The sequence below is a fragment of the Oleiphilus sp. HI0086 genome (assembly GCF_001635225.1).
In genome coordinates this window covers 1-1,047 of sequence record NZ_LWFZ01001356.1, presented here as the reverse complement: position 1 = coordinate 1,047, position 1,047 = coordinate 1, and the positions used below count along the sequence as shown (strand labels likewise).

1 protein-coding gene and 1 pseudogene are annotated in these 1,047 nt (G+C 45.5%); both read left to right on the top strand.

The genetic code is table 11. The features are described from left to right. A partial coding sequence (locus A3756_RS23345; protein WP_068554792.1) for an iron ABC transporter permease occupies positions 1-832 on the top strand: 832 nt, incomplete at its 5' end. 9 nt (positions 833-841) lie between these two features. Further along, a pseudogene (locus A3756_RS28875) lies at positions 842-1,047 on the top strand (hypothetical protein); the annotation flags it as partial.

Here is a 1,047-nt window from a genome sequence, read left to right as displayed (position 1 = left end):
ACGCCTGATACTTGCTTTCTTTGCGGGGGCTGGTTTGTCTTTAGCCGGTGCAGTTCTGCAAACGGTTACTCGAAATCCGCTGGCTGACCCTTATTTGTTTGGTATTTCCTCAGGCGCCTCATTTGGCGCTGTGCTGGTCATTGCCGCAGGTGGAGCTAGTTCAATGCTAAGTGATGCTGGTCTGTATGATCTCGGTATCACTGCTGGAGCGTTTATTGGCAGTGCTGTGTCGGTTATTCTGGTTATCTCTCTTTCGGGTATGGGGGCGCAAATTGAACGAATGTTATTAGCCGGCGTTGCGGTTTCTTTTATGTTCAGCGCGGCAACGAGCTTGGTTTTATATATGGCTGATGCTCAAGCCGTTGCATCGCTTATTTTTTGGACTATGGGTAGTTTTAGTAAAGCTCACTGGGGAGCATTATGGATGCCGTCTTTAGTTATTCTTATTTGTATCGCAATATTTTTTGCCAATCACCGGCGTTTGCGTGTCATGCTTGCGGGGGATGAAAGTGCGACCGCATTAGGAGTGGATGTAAAGCGTTTGCGAATTTCTATGTTATTGCTTAGTTCTTTGTTAACGGCAACGTTGGTTGCAAATTGTGGTGGCATAGGCTTTGTTGGTTTAATGGTGCCCCATATTGTTAGAAGGTTGCTAGAGCGCCGGAGTAAGCACGTTTTAACGGCGTGTGTATTATTGGGTGGTTGTTTCATGGTATGGGTTGATGTGCTTGCACGTACCTTGATCGATAATAATGAGCTACCCGTTGGTGTCATTACAGCAGCAATTGGTAGTGCCTTCTTTCTTCTGGTTCTTCGTCGTCGAGGATGGTAAATCGTGCTTATGTTCAGAGTACTTAATTTATTGCTTTTGCTAGTCTTGGCTTTTCAAGCTTCCTTGTCTCATAGTGACGAAACTTCCCACGCACCCTTTGTTGCAAAGCGAATCGTAGCGCTTTCTCCACACTCAGTTGAGTTATTATTTTCTCTAGGTGCTGGAAGTAGAATCGTAGCAACGACAAGCTATGCTGATTTTCCTGATGAAGCTAA